15 protein-coding genes and 1 riboswitch are annotated in these 16,367 nt (G+C 72.6%); of the genes, 13 read left to right on the top strand and 2 right to left on the bottom strand.

The features are described from left to right. The first annotated feature begins 191 nt into the window (after positions 1–191). The 9 genes from QOL88_RS35805 to QOL88_RS35765 all read left to right on the top strand — a co-directional run bounded on the left by QOL88_RS35805 (position 192) and on the right by QOL88_RS35765 (position 7,954). A complete protein-coding gene (locus QOL88_RS35805; RefSeq protein WP_502961622.1) occupies positions 192–1,664 on the top strand; it encodes a serine/threonine-protein kinase in 1,473 nt (490 codons plus the stop codon). Positions 1,665–1,792: 128 nt separating this feature from the next. After that, positions 1,793–1,977: riboswitch (cobalamin riboswitch) on the top strand. A 30-nt stretch (positions 1,978–2,007) separates the two neighbouring features. Beyond that, positions 2,008–2,709: an energy-coupling factor ABC transporter permease gene (locus tag QOL88_RS35800; RefSeq protein WP_097222366.1), complete on the top strand. Its 702-nt coding sequence runs from the start codon at positions 2,008–2,010 to the stop codon at positions 2,707–2,709. Further along, positions 2,706–3,074, top strand: a complete 369-nt coding sequence (locus QOL88_RS35795) for an energy-coupling factor ABC transporter substrate-binding protein (RefSeq protein ID WP_097222365.1) — start codon at positions 2,706–2,708, stop codon at positions 3,072–3,074. The genes QOL88_RS35800 and QOL88_RS35795 overlap by 4 nt, the downstream gene beginning before the upstream one ends. Positions 3,075–3,080: 6 nt before the next feature. Then, positions 3,081–3,830: a cobalt ECF transporter T component CbiQ gene (gene cbiQ, locus QOL88_RS35790; protein ID WP_097222364.1), complete on the top strand. Its 750-nt coding sequence runs from the start codon at positions 3,081–3,083 to the stop codon at positions 3,828–3,830. Further along, a complete protein-coding gene (locus QOL88_RS35785; protein ID WP_097222363.1) occupies positions 3,827–4,681 on the top strand; it encodes an energy-coupling factor ABC transporter ATP-binding protein in 855 nt (284 codons plus the stop codon). Before cbiQ ends, QOL88_RS35785 begins: the two co-directional genes overlap by 4 nt. Before the next feature lie 88 nt (positions 4,682–4,769). After that, positions 4,770–5,426 (top strand): maleylpyruvate isomerase N-terminal domain-containing protein, encoded by a 657-nt coding sequence (locus QOL88_RS35780; protein WP_097223338.1) that lies wholly within the window; start codon positions 4,770–4,772, stop codon positions 5,424–5,426. 73 nt (positions 5,427–5,499) lie between these two features. Then, on the top strand, positions 5,500–6,303 hold the full coding sequence (locus QOL88_RS35775) for an alpha/beta fold hydrolase (RefSeq protein WP_097223337.1): 804 nt from the start codon (positions 5,500–5,502) through the stop codon (positions 6,301–6,303). Then, positions 6,303–7,625, top strand: a complete 1,323-nt coding sequence (locus QOL88_RS35770) for a PP2C family protein-serine/threonine phosphatase (protein ID WP_097222362.1) — start codon at positions 6,303–6,305, stop codon at positions 7,623–7,625. The genes QOL88_RS35775 and QOL88_RS35770 overlap by 1 nt, the downstream gene beginning before the upstream one ends. Next, a complete protein-coding gene (locus tag QOL88_RS35765) occupies positions 7,622–7,954 on the top strand; it encodes an STAS domain-containing protein (RefSeq protein ID WP_097222361.1) in 333 nt (110 codons plus the stop codon). Before QOL88_RS35770 ends, QOL88_RS35765 begins: the two co-directional genes overlap by 4 nt. Before the next feature lie 122 nt (positions 7,955–8,076). On the opposite strand, the gene QOL88_RS35760 is transcribed toward QOL88_RS35765, so the two are convergent. Then, complete coding sequence (locus tag QOL88_RS35760; protein WP_257027981.1) at positions 8,077–8,733, bottom strand: DNA-binding response regulator; 657 nt, start codon at positions 8,731–8,733, stop codon at positions 8,077–8,079. A 74-nt stretch (positions 8,734–8,807) separates the two neighbouring features. On the opposite strand from QOL88_RS35760, the gene QOL88_RS35755 reads away from it, so the two are divergent. From QOL88_RS35755 to QOL88_RS35745, 3 genes are all read left to right on the top strand, one after another. Next, positions 8,808–9,662: an oxidoreductase gene (locus QOL88_RS35755; RefSeq protein WP_097222360.1), complete on the top strand. Its 855-nt coding sequence runs from the start codon at positions 8,808–8,810 to the stop codon at positions 9,660–9,662. Positions 9,663–9,905: 243 nt separating this feature from the next. Then, positions 9,906–11,720: an ABC transporter ATP-binding protein gene (locus QOL88_RS35750; RefSeq protein ID WP_097222359.1), complete on the top strand. Its 1,815-nt coding sequence runs from the start codon at positions 9,906–9,908 to the stop codon at positions 11,718–11,720. A 319-nt stretch (positions 11,721–12,039) separates the two neighbouring features. Continuing rightward, positions 12,040–12,774, top strand: coding sequence for a hypothetical protein (locus QOL88_RS35745; RefSeq protein WP_257027980.1), 735 nt, complete (start codon positions 12,040–12,042; stop codon positions 12,772–12,774). Positions 12,775–13,026: 252 nt separating this feature from the next. Here QOL88_RS35745 and QOL88_RS35740 read toward each other — a convergent pair whose 3' ends face one another. Next, positions 13,027–14,541 carry an MFS transporter gene (locus tag QOL88_RS35740; protein ID WP_097222358.1) on the bottom strand — a complete coding sequence of 505 codons (1,515 nt, stop codon included), beginning with the start codon at positions 14,539–14,541 and terminating at the stop codon, positions 13,027–13,029. A 233-nt stretch (positions 14,542–14,774) separates the two neighbouring features. On the opposite strand from QOL88_RS35740, the gene proP reads away from it, so the two are divergent. After that, complete coding sequence (proP, locus tag QOL88_RS35735; RefSeq protein ID WP_097222357.1) at positions 14,775–16,271, top strand: glycine betaine/L-proline transporter ProP; 1,497 nt, start codon at positions 14,775–14,777, stop codon at positions 16,269–16,271. Positions 16,272–16,367 lie beyond the last annotated feature (96 nt).

The following is a 16,367-nucleotide window of genomic DNA, read 5'->3' as shown; positions in this document are numbered from 1 at the left end:
CGAGCGCGCCGGAGCGTCACCCCGGCGGGTGACCTCTTCGCGCCGCATGTGCGAGACGGCGCCCGGTGAGGACACTGCTGCGGCGATCGGTGGTCACGCCGCGCCAGTATCCTGGGTCGGCTGCGGCACCCCCCACCAATCCCCGTGCAGAAGCGGGGAGTTCGGCCTGCGGCAACGACCTTTCCACACGCATGAGACGAGGACGAGTGCTGCTAGCGGGCCGCTACCGGCTGGATGTTGAGATCGGGCGCGGTGGAATGGGAGAGGTCTGGCGCGCGTACGACGAGACGCTCGCCAGAGCGGTGGCCCTCAAGCTGCTGCTCCCCCAGGACACCGATGCCACGGCGACCTCCCGGTTCCGTCTGGAGGCTCAGACCGCCGGGCGTCTCAACCACCCCAATGTGGTCGGCGTCCTGGACTTCGGCGAGTACGACAACCGGCTGTACCTCGTGATGGAGCTGGTCGAGGGCGACAGCCTCGCCGGGGTGCTGACCGGCTCCGGCGCGCTCCCCGCCGAGCAGGTGGCCGATCTGGCCGCACAGGCGTCCGCCGGGCTCGCCGCCGCGCACGGGCAGGGCATCGTGCACCGGGACGTCAAGCCCGCCAACCTGCTGCTGGACGCGAACGGCACCCTGAAGATCGGGGACTTCGGCATCGCGCGGTTCCTCGACGACCCCGGCGCCGCCCTCACCGCCACCGGCCAGATCGTCGGCACCGGCCTGTACCTCGCGCCCGAGCGTGCCCTGGGCAAGCAGGCGGGACCCGCCTCCGACATGTACTCCCTGGGCTGCGTGCTCTACCAGCTCCTCAGCGGGCGCCCGCCGTTCCAGGCCGACACCGCCGTCGCCCTCCTGCACCAGCACCTCGACTCCGCCCCCGTGCCGCCCCGCGAGCTCGGTGTCGCCGGACTGCCGCCCGCGTTCGAGAACTACCTCCTCGGTCTGCTCGCCAAGCAGCCCGAGGACCGGCCCACCGCCCAGCAGACCGCCGAATGGTTCGCCGGGGGCGCCTGGCGGGGCCTGCCCGAGCCGCTGCCGGAGGCCTCGCCGCCGCTGCGGCCCAGGACCACGTCCGCGGCGATGCCCGCGGGGCCGGGCCCGTACGCGGCGACCGGGACCGGCAACCCGACCACGTACGCGCTGCCCGCGACTCCGGGACACCGCAGCGCGGCCCGGGCGGCCCAGGCGGGACGTTCGGGCCGCTCCCGGGGGCGCGGGGGCCCGGGCAACCGGTCGCGACTGGCCGCTACGGCCGCCGCCGCGGCGCTCTTCCTCGCCGCGATGCTCATCGGCATGCGCTGGTTCTCGCCCGACACGAGCGCGGAGGGCACGGAGCCGGACGCGTCCCCGACCGCGAGCAGCCCCGTCGCCACGCCGTCCACCGACTCCACGTCGGCTTCGTCCTCCGGTTCCGAGGCCGGCCCCGGGGCCGGTCCGGCGGCCGGGCCGGGGGCGGCCGAGGCGCCGGCCGCCGGCACCGTGGCCGATGTCACTCCGTCCGCGCCGACCGCTTCACCGACGCCTGTCGCGCCCGCGCCCGGCACCGCGACTCCGACGCAAGAGGCGGGCCCCGGCGGGCCGGAGCAGCCGCAGCCGGAGAAGCCGGGCCAGGCCGGGGACGACAGGGAAGGCGACGGCGGCGGGGACGACGGGGGCGACGACTGACGCGGCCCGGACGTCGCCCGGCGAACCCCTGACCGGAGCGCGTGGATCAGCCGGGGGATGCGCCGGTGTGCGAGCAGGCGCCCCCTCGCGCGCCCCTTGGGTGGCTTGTCATCGCCCTTACCCCGGCCTTATTGTCACCAGGCCTTGGTGAACGGGAAATCCGGTGTGATGCCGGTGCGGCCCTCGCCACTGTGAATCGGGAAGTCCGGCTCCGGCCCTCACGGGCAGCCACTGGGTCCTTGCGACCCGGGAAGGCGGAGTCCGGGCGGTGGTACCCGTCAGCCAGGAGACCGGCCAAGGCGCGTCAACCATCCACGAGGTGCTGGAGAGGGTCTGCTGAGCCATGCACATAGCCGAGGGTTTCCTTCCTCCGGCGCACGCGGTCGCCTGGGGCGTCGCGTCGGCGCCGTTCGTCGTCCACGGGGTCCGGTCGCTCACCCGTGAAGTGCGCGAGCACCCCGAGAGCACCCTGCTCCTCGGTGCGTCCGGCGCCTTCACGTTCGTCCTGTCCGCCCTGAAACTGCCGTCCGTCACCGGCAGTTGCTCCCACCCCACCGGCACGGGCCTCGGAGCCATCCTGTTCCGGCCGCCCATCATGGCGGTGCTGGGTACCATCACCCTGCTGTTCCAGGCGCTGTTGCTCGCGCACGGCGGCCTGACCACGCTCGGCGCCAACGTCTTCTCCATGGCGATCGTCGGCCCCTGGGCCGGATACGCCGTCTACAAGCTGCTGCGGCGCTCCCACGCGCCGCTGATGGTGGCGGTGTTCTTCGGCGCGTTCGTCGCCGACCTGTCCACCTACTGCGTCACGAGCGTGCAGCTGGCGCTCGCGTTCCCGGACCCGGGCAGCGGATTCCTGGGCGCGCTCGGCAAGTTCGGTTCCATCTTCGCCGTCACCCAGATCCCGCTCGCGGTGAGCGAGGGTCTGCTGACCGTGCTCGTGATGCGGCTGCTGGTGCAGTCCAGCAAGGGCGAACTGACCCGGCTGGGTGTGCTCCTCGCCAAGAAGCAGACCCGGACCGAGACCGAGGTGGCGGCGCGATGAAGAGGAACACGAAGATCAACCTGGTGCTGCTGTTCCTCGTGGCCGCGCTCGCCGTGCTGCCCTTGGCGCTCGGTCTCGGCGACCACAAGAAGGAGCCGTTCACGGGGTCCGACGCGGAGGCGGAGACGGCGATCACCGAGCTGAAGCCGGACTACGAGCCGTGGTTCTCGCCGCTGTACGAACCGCCGTCCGGTGAGATCGAGTCGGCGCTGTTCGCCCTTCAGGCGGCTCTCGGCGCCGGTGTCCTCGCCTACTACTTCGGTCTGCGCCGGGGCCGTCGGCAGGGCGAGCAGCGGGCGCTGGAGCGGGAGGCCGACAGCGCGCTCGCCGGCGTCGCCGGGAAGTCCACCGCGGAACAGGACTGAGCCCGGGTGCTGCCGATCGACGCGGCGGCGCACAGCAGTCGCTGGCGCCGCCGCCATCCCGTGGACAAGGCCGTGCTCGGGCTCGGCCTCACCGTGCTCGCGATCTCGCTGCCGCCCTGGCCGGGCGCGGCCCTGGTGCTGCTGACCGCCCTGGTGGTGCTGCTGGGGCCGGCCGGTGTGCCCGGCCGTCGGCTGTGGCGGGCCTACCGGGTGCCGCTGGGCTTCTGCGTGACCGGCGCGGTCACGCTGCTCGTCCAGGTGGGCGGGCCGGGGGGTTTCGTCTCCCTCGCGGACGACGGGCCGCTGCGGGCCGGGGAGTTGCTGCTGCGTACCTCGGCGGCCTCCCTGGGCGTGCTGCTGTTCGCCTTCACCACGCCCATGTCCGACCTGCTGCCCCGTCTGGTCCGGGCCGGGGTCCCCGCGCCGGTCGTCGACGTCGCACTCGTGACGTACCGGATGAGCTTCCTGCTGCTGGACTCCATGCGCCGCATCCGGGAGGCCCAGGCGGCCCGGCTCGGCCACACCGGCCGGGGCGCTCAGTGGCGTTCCCTGGCCGGGCTCGGCGCGACCGCGTTCGTCCGCGCCTTCGACCGGGCGACCCGGCTCCAGGCGGGACTCGCCGGGCGCGGCTACGACGGCACCCTGCGCGTCCTGGTGCCCGAGGCCCGGGTCTCCGCCCGCTTCACGGCTGCCAGTTGCGCGCTCCTCGCCGCGCTGGCCGTCCTCACCCTCGTCCTGGAAAGGCCGCTGACATGAGCGAGCCCGCCCTCGTCGCCCTGCGGGGCGCGTCCTTCGCCTACGAGGACGGCCCGGCCGTGCTCAGCGGCCTCGACTTCGACATCCGCGAGGGGCGCGCGCTCGCGCTGCTCGGCCGCAACGGCAGCGGCAAGACCACGCTGATGCGGCTGCTCTCCGGTGGGCTGAAACCGCACGAGGGGCGGCTGACGGTCCAGGGGCAGCCGGTGTCGTACGACCGCAAGGGGCTGACCCGGCTGCGCACCACCGTGCAGCTGGTCGTGCAGGACCCGGACGACCAGTTGTTCGCGGCGTCGGTCGAGCAGGACGTGTCGTTCGGGCCGCTGAACCTCGGCCTCGACGACGCGCAGGTGCGGACGCGGGTGGCGGAGGCGCTCGCCGCCCTGGACATCACGGCCCTGGCCGACCGGCCCACCCATCTGCTCTCCTACGGGCAGCGCAAACGCACCGCCATCGCCGGTGCGGTCGCCATGCGGCCGCGCGTCCTCGTCCTCGACGAACCGACGGCCGGACTCGACCCCGACGGCCAGGAGCGGCTCCTCACCACCCTCGACGGTCTGCGTGCCTCCGGCACCACGGTGGTGATGGCCACCCACGACGTCGACCTCGCCCTGCGCTGGGCCGACGACGCGGCGCTGCTCACCCCGTCCGGTGTCCGCACCGGGCCCGCGGCCACGGCCCTGGCCCGCACGGACCTCCTGCGGGAGGCGGGGCTGCGCCTGCCATGGGGTGCGGCGACGGCGGAACTCCTGCGCGCACAGGGCCTGTTGGCCGAGGCGGAGCCGGGCCCGCGGACACCGGACGAGCTCGCCGCCCTGGTAGGGGGACGGCTGGGGGCTCCCGGAGGGTGAGGGGCGCCGACGCGCGTGACGCGTTCGGGTCGCGCAGTCGCCCGAAACCGGCTTGTCCGGCGTCGCGGCGCCGCACTACGTTGCCGAGGTGGATCTCTTCTCACGCACCTGGACGGCATTGCGCGCGGCGGTGGCGGATCTCTCCGACGAGGACTTCGGGCGGCCCTCCGGCTGTACGGGCTGGCTGGTACGGGATCTTGTGTGCCATCTGATCGTCGACGCCCAGGACGTCCTGATCACCCTGGCCACCCCGTCCGAGCGGGAACCGACACGCGACGCGCTGACGTACTGGGACGTCTCCGGTACTCCGCCGACCGGTGACGACCCGCTCGACGCGCTGACCGTCCGGCTGGCCGCCGCCTACGAGGATCCGCACCTGCTGAAATTCCACCTGGACGACGTCGGCTCGGCCGCCGGCCGCGCGGCCCTGCTCGCCGACCCGGCAGGCCGGGTCGGCACCCGTGACGAGATCCTCACCGTGGATGACTTCCTCTCCAGCTACGTCATGGAGTGGACGCTGCACCACCTCGACCTGATCGCCTACCTCCCGGACGCGGAACAGCCGCCCGCGGAGGGCCTCGTCCGGTCGCGGGAGATGCTGGAGCGGATCGCGGGGAGCCCGTTCCCGCCCGCCTTCCACGACGTGGACGCCCTGCTGATCGGCACCGGGCGGCGGGCGCCGACCGAGGAGGAGCAGGCGGGGCTCGGCGAGCTGGCCTCGAGGGTGCCGCTCTATCTGGGCTGAATTCCCGGTCGCCGCCGTGTCGCCCACCGGCCCGCCGCCCCCTCGCTCCGGCCGAGGTGGGAGCATGGCCGGTATGGACATCCGCCGCAGGAACAACGTCAATGTCATGGGCCCCGACGACGCACCTGTGCTGCTCCTGGCACACGGGTTCGGCTGCGACCAGAACATGTGGCGGCTCGTGGTGCCCGAACTCTCACGGCGGTACCGGGTGGTGCTGTTCGACTACGTCGGTTCCGGCGGTTCGGACCTCGCGGCCTGGAGCGAGGAGCGGTACGCGTCGCTCCCGGGCTACGCCGCCGACGTCGTCGACGTCTGCGAGGAGCTGGACCTGCGGCAGGCGGTATTCGTCGGTCACTCGGTGAGTGCCATGGTCGGGGTGCTGGCGGCGCAGGCGGCGCCGGAGCGGATCGGGGCGCTCGTGATGGTGACGCCCTCGCCCTGCTACATCGACGACGAGGGGTACCGCGGCGGCTTCAGCACGGAGGACATCGACGAGCTGCTCGCCTCCCTGGAGGCGAACTACCTCGGCTGGTCGTCCGCGATGGCCCCGGTGATCATGGGCAACCCGGAGCGGCCGGAGCTGGGCCAGGAGCTGACCAACAGCTTCTGCGCCACCGACCCCGACATCGCCCGCGTCTTCGCCCGCACGACGTTCCTCACCGACAGCCGCGAGGACCTGAAGGGCGTGTCCGTGCCGACCCTCGTGCTGGAGTGCGAGCAGGACGTCATCGCGCCCCGCGAGGTCGGCGCATACGTGCACGCGGCGATCCCCGCCTCCCGGCTGGTCACGCTCGACGCCACCGGGCACTGCCCGCAGCTCAGCGCGCCACAGGCCACCACCGGGGCGATCCTCGACTTCCTGGAGTCCTTGAAGTGATGTGTCGTACGGGCGGCGTGCCGGACCCCGCCGAGACGGGGGGCGAGGCGAGCACGGACGCGGCATTCTCCGCGCTGCTGGAGGACAGCGCGGAGGATCTGTACGAGTCCGCGCCCTGCGGCTACCTGTCCACGATGATGGACGGCACCATCGCCAAGATCAACACCACGCTGCTGAACTGGCTCGGGCTGGACCGTGAGGAGGTGGCGGGCCGCAAGCGCTTCGCGGACCTGCTCACCATCGGCGGGAAGCTGTACCACGAGACGCACTTCGCTCCGCTGCTGCGCATGCAGGGAGAGCTCAGGGGCATCGCCCTGGACATGCGGCGCCAGGGGGGCGGCCCGCTGCCCGTGCTGGTCTCCGCGGTGATCAAGTACGGCAGCGAGGGCGAGCCCCTGCTGATCCGGATCACCGTCTTCGACGCCTCGGACCGCCGCTCCTACGAAAAGGAGCTCCTGCGCCGCCGCGAGGAGGCCGAGCGGGCCCGCGCCGAGGCGGACGAGGCCCGACGGCAGGCCGAGGCCGACCGGGCGAGGCTGGCCGACGCGCTCGCCGTCCTGCAGCGTTCCCTCGTGCCGGACTCGCTGCCCGCCGTGCCGGGCATCGAGTCGGCCGTCCACTACCACACGGCTTCGCCGGACCAGCTCGGCGGCGACTTCTACGACCTGTTCCCCGTGGCCGGGGACCGCTGGGCGTTCTTCCTCGGGGATGTGTGCGGGAAGGGTCCCGAGGCCGCGTCGCTCACCTCGCTGACCCGCTACACCCTGCGCGCCGCGGCCCACCACGACCCGGATCCGGCCTCGGCGCTGACCACGCTGAACGCCGTGCTGCACGAGCGGTACACCGGCGACGGCAATCCCCGGTACTGCACCTGCATCTTCGGGATCGTCGAGCCGGGGGGCGAGCACGGGCCGACGACCGTGCGCCTCGCCTCCGGCGGCCACCCGCCGGCGCTCGTCCTGCGGTCCGACGGCCGCGCCGAGTTCCTGCCCACCCCCGGAGGGCTGCTCATCGGCGTCCTCCCCAGCGCACCGATCGGCACCGCCGAGACCGTCCTGGCGCCCGGTGACACGGTCGTGCTGTACACCGACGGCCTCACGGAGGCCCGGACCGGCCCCGGCCGCGACAACCTGTACGGCGAGGACGCCCTGCACGCCTTCGCCACCGACCACGCCCCCGCCTCAGCGGACGAAGTGATCACCGCCCTCACCGGGCTGCTGGAGAGCTTCGGCGACGGTCTCGACGACGACACCGCCCTGCTGGCGCTCGGCGTCCCCGCCGCCCCTTCCCCCATATCCTCCTCGGCGAATCACACCTCATGAACCCGCTCACCGTCAGACAGCGCGACACCCCGACCGGCCCCGTTCTGCACGTGGCCGGCGACCTCGACTTCGACCAGGCCCCCGTCCTGCGCGGCCGGCTCGACCAGCTGGCGCTGTCACCGGGGCAGTGCCTGGTCCTCGAACTGTCCGGCCTCGCGCTCTGCGACTCCTCGGGCATCACCGCCCTGCTCGCCGCCCGCCAGCACGCCCTGGCCGCCGACGCCGACATCGTCCTGGCCGCCGTACCGGCGAACCTGCTCCGCGTCCTCACCCTCGTCGGCCTCAACCAGGTCTTCACACTGCGCCCGGACTCCAGCGCCGCGTCATGACCCGTTCCTGACCCAAGCGCGGCACGCAACCGCTGGACCATCCGGCCTCCCGGTCGGGGGCGCTCATCGTCGGCGCGATCCGGGACCGACCGCCCTGTGCCGCGGGCTCCCCTGCCGGTTCCTCAGCCGCCGAGGCCCAGCTCCCCCGCGCGCACGCCGGCCTGGAACCGCGACCCCGCGTCGAAAGTGTCGAGCAGTTCGGCGACGCGGCGGCGATAGGTCCGCACGGACATGCCGAGTTCCTTCGCCGCCGCCGTGTCGGTGGCGCCCGAGCTCAGCGCGCGCAGAACCCTGCGGCTGACGGGGTCGAGCCGGGGCCGCTCCGCGTCGAGGAAGGCCTCGAGGTCGAGGGCGTTCTCCCAGGCGGCGTCGAAGAGCGCGTACACCGCGCCCACCAGGGTGGCGCCCGAGGTGACGGTGTACTCGCGGCCGCCCGGGGCGTCCAGGCCGGCGAGGATCGCGTACCTGCGGTCGATGATGATCGTCTCGTGGGGCAGGGCCGTCGCAGCGACACGCACCCGCGCGCCCTTGGCGGCGATGTCGCGCAGGTGCTCACGGCCGCGCTCGTCGGCCAGCGCGGCCGGGCTGCACAGCTTGCGCACCTGCCGGCCACCGGGCTCGCGCAGCCACCCTTCGGCGGTCTGCCGGGCGCGACGCAGCTGGGAGAAGGTGTCGAGATCGCGGACGGCGCAGATGAACTCCTCACGGACCGAGGCGAACAGGTGCTCGGTCCGTGCGAGGAAATCGAGGTCACCGCGGACCGTCACGATGTCTGCCACCCGCCCATTCTGCCCCGTGGCAGCTCATTGCCACGGGATGGCTCCCGGGACGCCCCGTGGCCGAGGCTGCGTGCATGAGCAACGACTTCCTTCTCGGCGGCGACCTCCCGGTCGGCCGCATCGGCTTCGGCGCCATGCGTCTGGCGGCGAACGGCTTCACCGGCCCGTCCCGGGACCCCGGGGCCGGCCGTGCCGTTCTGCGCCGCGCCGTAGAACTCGGCGCCGACCACATCGACACCGCCTCCTTCTACGTCAGCGACGACCGGTCCGTACGCGCCAACGACCTGATCCGCGAGGCCCTGCACCCCTACCCGGACGGCCTGGTCATCGCCACCAAGGTCGGCCCGGCGCGCACGCCCGACGGAGGCGTGACCCAGACCCACGACCCCGCCGGGCTGCGCCAGTTGGTCGAGGAGAACCTCGAAACCCTCGGCGTGGACCGGCTCGACCTGGTCTATCTGCGCATCGGCCTCATGGAACCGCCGCACGGCGAGTCCGTCGCCGCGCGTTTCGAGGCGCTGGCCGCCCTGCGCGAGGAGGGCCTGATCCGCCACCTCGGACTGAGCAACATCGACTCCGGTCACCTCGCCGAGGCCCGGACGATCGCGCCCGTCGCGGCCGTTCAGAACCACTTCCACGCCGGCAAGCGCGACGACGCCCGGCTCCTGACCACCTGTGAGGAGGCCGGCATCGCCTTCGTGCCGTTCTTCCCGCTGGGCGGCGGCATCAGCGACCTCAGCGGTGACCGCATGACCAAGGTGGCCGAACGGCACGGGGTGAGCGTCCCGCAGATCGCCCTGGCCTGGCTGCTGGCGTCCTCCCCCGTCACGCTGGCCATCCCCGGTACCGGCTCCCTCACCCACCTGGAGGAGAACATGGCCGCCCGGTCGATCGCCCTCACCCCGGAGGACCTCTCCGACCTCGCCTGACGCACCGGCAGGGGCGCCTCCGCCTCGCTCACCGACGCGCGCCACCGTCCCACCCCGAATCCGCCCGCCGCGCCCCAGGGCGCTCCCCGCACACCACCCCCCGGCCGGAAAACGCTTGGACGCCGTGGCCTGCGTCGCGGGACACTTCCGGACTCGACCCGAAACCTCACACATCCGTTGCGGCGATGGCCCCTGCCCGCTCGCGCGGCGTGGCGGGCGGCCACAGGACGACACAGGGGTGGGATGGAAACGCCGGAAACACACAGGGTATTACCGGGCAGGCGCTCGGTACTTCTCGCACTTCGCTACTACGGGCGGGAGTTGTCCCGGCTGCGCCGGTGGGCGGCGCCCGCGATGCTGCTCTCCGCGCTGGGAAACATCGGAATCAACTACGTCGCGCCACTGATCGTCGCCAGGCTTGTCGGCGACATCGCGGGAAACAAGGACGTCTCGGTCGACGCGATGCTGCCGTACGTGCTGGCCTTCGCAGGCGTCCTGCTCGCAGCGGAGGCGCTGTGGCGCGTCGCACTGCACTGCCTCAACCGTCTCGACGCCCTGGGCATCGAGCACCTGTACGTGATCGGCATGGACGAACTGTTCGCCAAGGACGCCGCGTTCTTCCATGACAACTTCGCCGGTTCGCTGACGAAGCGGGTCCTCAGCTTCGCCTCGCGGTTCGAGCAGTTCGTCGACACGCTGACGTTCCAGATCGTGGGGAGCTTCGTGCCGCTGACGTTCGGCGCGGTGGTGCTGTGGCGCTACGAACCGCTGCTCGTCGTCGGTCTCCTGGTGATGATCGCGCTGACCGCGGTGCTGGTCGTGCCGCTCATCCGGCGGCGCCAGGCGCTGGTCGACCGGCGTGAGGAGGCGATCGCCCGGGTGTCGGGCCATGTCGCCGACAGCCTGATGAACATGGACACGGTGCGGGCGTTCGCCGCGGAGGAGCGCGAGGCCTCCGAACACCGCTCCCGGGTGGCGACGTCGCGCCGGCTCACCATGCGGTCGTGGGACTACGGCAACCTGCGCATCGACACGCTGGTCGCGCCGATGTCCGTCCTCACCAGCGCGATGGGTCTGCTGCTCGCGGTGACGCTGGCCGGTGGCGCGCACGGTGTGGAGGCGATCGTGGTCGCCTTCGCCTACTACACCAACGCGACCCGGATCATGTTCGAGTTCAACCAGATATACCGCCGGCTGGAGAGCTCGATGACGGAGGCCGCGCAGTTCACCGAACTGCTCCTGGTGCCGCCGACCGTGCTCGACCCGCCGGCCCCGGAGCCGCTGCGGTCCCGGGCCGCCGACGTCCGCTTCGAGAAGGTGACCTTCGCCCACCGGGGCGGCCGGCCGCTCTTCGAGGGACTCGACCTGGCCGTGCCGAGCGGGGCGAAGATCGGTCTCGTGGGCCGGTCCGGCGGCGGCAAGACCTCCCTCACCCGGCTGCTGCTGCGGATGACCGACATCGACGGCGGCCGCATCCTGGTCGGCGGCCAGGACATCAGCCGGGTGCGCCAGGCGGACCTGCGCGGGCGGATCGCGTACGTGCCGCAGGACCCGGCGATGTTCCACCGCACCCTGCGGGACAACATCGCCTTCGCCCGGCCGGACGCCTCCGACGCCGAGATCCGCCGGGCGGCCGAGGCGGCCCATGTCACCGAGTTCGCGGCGGCGTTGCCGGACGGCTTCGACACCATGGTGGGCGAGCGGGGCGTCAAGCTGTCCGGCGGTCAGCGCCAGCGGGTCGCCCTCGCCCGGGCGATCCTGCGGGACGCGCCGATCCTGCTGCTCGACGAGGCCACCAGCGCCCTGGACTCCGAGAGCGAACTGCTGGTCCAGGAGGCGCTGTGGCGGCTCATGGAGGGGCGGACCGCACTGGTGGTGGCGCATCGGCTGAGCACGGTCGCCGGCATGGACCAGCTCGTCGTCCTCGACCGCGGCCGGATCATCGAGCAGGGCACCCATCAGGAACTGCTCGCGACCGAGGGTGCGTACGCGAAGCTGTGGCAGCACCAGTCGGGCGGTTTCCTGGACGACACTCCCGGGCGAGCCGAGGTGCTGTAGCGCGCGGGGTGGCTCACCGTCGTGCGCGGTCCGCCAGGGCCTCCGGCAGGACGCCCACCGCCGGTTCGAGGGAGCTGTCCGCCCTCGCGGGCAGCTCCCTCGAACCGCGGTCAGGGACGGGGACGCCATCGGATCGAGGTCCTGGTAGACGTGTGAACCACGTCGACGACATCACCATCGCCGCGACCCGGGTCCTGGACACCTTCGTCGAGGGGCGGCGGGCGGGTCCACACCGGCAGCTGAGGCGTGTTCCAATGCTCCGGGGTCCGGATGTCACGGAGGGGGATGAGGCGCGGTGGGGTCGTCGGGGGCCGGGGTCATGCGGTCCGTGGTGTGGATACTGCTCGCCGTCGTGACGCTCGGCGTCGGAGTGGCGTCGGCCCGCGAGGTCGGTGGGGCGCTGGATCGGGAGCGGGAGTACCGCGGCGCGCGGGCCTGTGCCGCGGTTCCCGTCGAGGCGTCGGGGTGTGTGTGGGAGCAGGAGTTCACCGTACGGAGCGCCGCCATGAACCGCGGGAAGCGGGGCGAGGCCCCGGAGGCGGAGTTGGTGCTGCCGTCGGGCAAGCCGTGGGAGGTGACGTTCCGGCGGACCGAGCCGGTGATGTCCGAGATGGCTCCGGACGAGAAGGTCGTCGGCGTGATCTGGCACGGGCAGGTCGTCGAGGTGCGGGACGCCGAGGGGCGTCGGCAGCAGACGTCCGACGGGCCGGTGGGATGGCCCGAGGACCGTCTGGGCGGTGCGCTGGCCTGCGTCTCGTTCGGCCTGGCGGCCCTCGTCGGCGGGGTGTGGCCGCTCTTCGCGCGGGGCGACGAGCGTCGTGTGAAGGCGGCGAAGATGGTGCGGGGGCACGGCGTCTGCCTCGGCGCGACGGCGATTCTGACGCTCTGGGCACAGACGGCCAACGAGTGGCCGCTCTGGGCCGTTCCGGCGATCTGGGGACCGCTCGCGCTGCTGATCCTCGCGTCCATGACGGCTTTCGCCCTCGGCGCGCTGCGCGGCGAGCTGGACGACGACGCCCCCGCCCCGCAGCAGCCGCAGCCGCAGGCCTCGTGACCGCGTGATCGCGTGACCGCTCAGGTCTGCCGGGCGTGCACCGGGCTGTCGGCGATCTCGTCCGGGCACGGGGAGGTGCGGCCCGCGCGGCTTCGCCGTCCGGGCACGCGGCGTGCCGCGCACGTTCACGGTCGCGCCGCCGCACGCGTGCCGTGGGGTCCGGGGAGGACCCGCCTTCCGGAAACTCGCCGCCTTCCACCTCGGCAAGCCGGCCGACGCCCGCGGGTTCCCCGACGCGGGTCGCGTCGCCGCTCAGGTCTGCCGGGCGTGCACGGGATTGTGGGCGACGTCGTCCGGGCAGGGGCCGTGCGGCTCCCGCGTGCGTCGGTCGCGCCGCCAGTCGTACGCCGCGAGGGCCAGGGACGCGGCCATGCCGACGAGCCCGGCGGCCATCGCGAGGAAGAGGGCGCCGCGGTAGTCGTCGCTCCTGCTGCCGAGCACCAGGTAGTAGAGGCCGGGCAGGGCGGCGGTGCCCACCGCGGCGCCGAGCCGCTGCCCGGTCTGCAGGGCGCCGCCCGCCGCTCCCGCCATGTGCACGGGCACGTCGCGCAGCGTCATGGTGATGTTGGGGGAGATCACGCACCCGCCGCCGACACCGCCGAGGAACAGGACCGGGGCGGCGATCCAGGGCGCGACGTCGAGGGGCGCGAAACGCAGCAGCAGCGCGGTGCCGCCCAGTCCGAGGATCACGCCCGTGAGCCCGCCCACGGTGAGCAGGCGGCCGAGCCGGTCCACGAGCCGCCCGGAGACGGCGGCCGCGACGGCCGAGCCGAGGGCGAAGGGGGTCACGGCGAGGCCCGACTCCAGCGGGGAGAAGCCCAGGCCGTGCTGGTAGAAGAGGGCGAAGACCAGCCAGACACCGCTGAAGCCGATGAAGTACAGCGTGCCGACGCCGGCGCCGACGGCGTAACCGCGCACGGTGGTGAACAGGCGCGGATCGAGCAGCGGCTGGGTACCGCGGTCCAGCAGCCGACGCTGCCAGCGGGTGAAGACGAAGAGCAGCGCGGCACCGGCCGGGAACATCCACCACAGCCCGGTGAGGCCGCCGGCCTCCGCCTGGACCAGCGGGTACATGAACGCGAGCACGCCGAGGCCGAGGAGCAGGACACCGGGCAGGTCCACGTGTTCCCGCCCGGAGCTCCGGGTGCGGGGCAGCAGGCGGCGGCCGAGGAGGACCGCGAGGATGCCGATGGGGACGTTGACGTAGAAGATCCAGCGCCAGCCCTGGGTGCCGTCGGCCAGGGCGAGGATCAGGCCGCCGGCGAGGGGGCCGACCGCGGAGGAGACGCCGACGGTGGCGCCGAAGAACCCGAAGGCCCGGCCACGTTCGGCGCCGCGGAACATCTGCTGGATGAGCGCGGAGTTCTGCGGGGCCATGAAACCGGCCGCCAGGCCCTGGGCGAGCCGGGCGACCACCAGCAGGGTGATGTTCGGGGACGCTCCGCAGGCCGCGCTGAAGAGCACGAAGCCGCTGAGGGCGATGAGGAAGATGCGGCGCCGGTCCAGGGCGTCGCCGAGGCGGCCGGCGGTGACGAGGGCGAGGCCGAAGGAGAGGGCGTAGCCGGACACCACCCACTGCACCTCGGCCGCCGAGGCGTGCAGCTGCTGCTGGATCGTGGGCAGGGCGACGGCCACGATCGACACGTCCAGCAGGCTCATGAAGCCGGCGACCAGCGTGACCCACAGGGCCCGCCACCGGTTCGGGTCCGGCTCGTAGCCGCCCGGCTGCCCGCCCTGGTCCCGGCCGCCCGCCGCCGACGCTGTCACTTGGGCTCCTCTCACCGGGCACGCACCCGGCGGAACAGGTTCCCCCACCGGGCCGGGGGCACACACCCGCCCCAGTGATTCTCGCGGACGGCGCAGCGACCCGCGCCCCGGCCCGAGCGCCCGCTCGTCACGTTCCGTGATCAGCCGGACGCCGCGCGAAGGGGGTCGTTTGAGCGCGTGAGATTCGTGCAGGCGTTGTGTTCGGAAGGAAGACCGGCGAAAGGAACCACGTGATGGCGGCGCCCGACAACGACGAGTCGGTGGATCCCGCGGCTGTGAGACGACACCGCGTGCTGTTCCGGGCGATCGAGAAACGACGTCACCCGAAGCTGCGCCGCAGCGACATCACGGTGACCGACGATGCGGCGGTCAAGCGCGCCACCAAGGCCGCCGCCCTCGGCAACGCGATGGAGTGGTACGACTTCGGCATCTACAGCTATCTGGCGGCGACGATCGGGAAGGTCTTCTTCCCCTCGGGCAGCGACACCGCCCAGTTGCTCGGCTCCTTCGCGACGTTCGCGGTGGCCTTCCTGGTGCGGCCGCTCGGCGGCATGGTCTTCGGGCCGCTCGGGGACAAGGTCGGCCGCAAGCGCATCCTCTCCCTCACCATGATCATGATGGCGGTGGGGACCTTCGCCATCGGTCTGGTCCCCTCGCACGCCGTGATCGGCCTGTGGGCCCCGGCCCTGCTGATCTTCTTCCGGCTGGTGCAGGGCTTCTCGACGGGCGGGGAGTACGGGGGTGCCTCGACGTTCATCGCGGAGTACGCGCCCGACAAGCGGCGCGGCTTCTTCGGCAGCTTCCTGGAGCTCGGCACGCTCGCCGGCTACGTCGGCGCCTCCGGCCTCGTCGTCGTCCTGCAGACCCTTCTGAGCGACGACCAGATGCTGTCGTGGGGCTGGCGCGTGCCGTTCCTGGTCGCGGCCCCGCTCGGCCTCATCGGGCTCTACCTGCGGCTCAAGCTGGATGAGACGCCCGCCTTCCAGAAGCTGGAGGGCGGCCAGGCGAAGGCGAGCGAGGCCGCCGACGCCGTGGAGACCTCGGCCGCCGCCGACCTCGGCAAGATCTTCACCCAGTACTGGCGGCCGCTGGTGCTGTGCCTCGCGCTGGTCGCGGCGTACAACATCACCGACTACATGCTGCTGTCGTACATGCCGACGTACCTGTCCGACGAGCTGGGCTATGCCACCAACCACGGCCTGCTGATCCTGGTCGTGGTGATGGTGCTGCAGATGTGCCTCATCAACCAGGTCGGGCGGCTCTCGGACCGCTTCGGGCGCAAGCCGCTGCTGATGGCGGGGATGCTCGGCTTCCTTGTCCTGTCCCTGCCGTCGTTCCTGCTCATCCGGCAGGGCAACGTCGTCCTCATCACCGTGGGCCTGCTGCTGATGGGGCTCTCCCTGCTGCCGATGCTCGGCACGATGTCGGCGGCGCTCCCGGCGATATTCCCCACCCAGGTGCGCTACGGCTCGCTCTCGGTGGCCTACAACCTCGCCACGTCGATCTTCGGCGGCACGACTCCTCTGGTGATCACGGCTCTGATCAGCACCTTCGACTCGACTCTCATGCCGGCGTACTACGCCACGGGCGCCGCGGTCGTCGGTGTCATCGCGGTGCTGTGCATGCCGGAGACCGCCAACAAGCCGCTGGCCGGCTCCCCGCCGTCCGTGGCGACGGAGGCGGAGGCGGAGGAACTCGTCCAGGCGCAGTCCCCTCAGCCCAAGTTCTGAGCCTCCGTGGAATGCCCCGTCCGCCGTCGCGGGCGGGGCATTCCACGGTTGGGTCCGGTCAGGTCGGGAACGCGGTGCGCGCTACGACTGTCGAGG

The organism is Streptomyces sp. Ag82_O1-12 (assembly GCF_900182715.1).
Taxonomy (GTDB): Bacteria; Actinomycetota; Actinomycetes; order Streptomycetales; family Streptomycetaceae; genus Streptomyces; species Streptomyces massasporeus.
This window is presented reverse-complemented; position numbering and strand designations above follow the sequence as displayed.